This window comes from Mesorhizobium sp. M5C.F.Ca.ET.164.01.1.1, assembly GCF_004792125.1.
Lineage (GTDB): Bacteria > Pseudomonadota > Alphaproteobacteria > Rhizobiales > Rhizobiaceae > Mesorhizobium > Mesorhizobium wenxiniae.
Genome location: NZ_SRTG01000379.1, coordinates 1 through 320, shown reverse-complemented (window position 1 = coordinate 320; position 320 = coordinate 1). Strand labels below are relative to the sequence as shown.

Annotated in this window: 1 pseudogene; it reads right to left on the bottom strand. The window is 66.6% G+C overall.

Annotated elements, in window-relative coordinates:
* Window positions 1-66 precede the first annotated feature (66 nt).
* Window positions 67-320 (bottom strand): annotated as a pseudogene (locus EN807_RS33890) (hydantoinase/oxoprolinase family protein); the annotation flags it as partial.

The window sequence follows — 320 nt, the reverse complement described above, 5'->3', positions numbered from 1 at the left end:
TCGTCGCAGACCTGCTGCAACGCGGCCTGCAGGACCGAAAGCGTGATGGTGTCGAGCTTTGCCATATCAAGCCTCGCCGATGTCGATGATGATGTTGCCGTCGGCATCCGAACGTGCGCGGTCGCCGGGCTCCAGCACCGTCGTGGCGTCCATCTGTTCGAGGATCGCCGGCCCTTCGATGACGGCGTCGAGCGGCAGTTTTTCGCGGGCGTAGACCGGCGTGTCGTGCCAGGTGCCGTGATACCAGACCGGCCGGTTCTCGCGCCGTGCTTCCTCGAGCGTTGCCGCGCGCCCCGCCGGGTCGATCAGCCGCGTCAGAT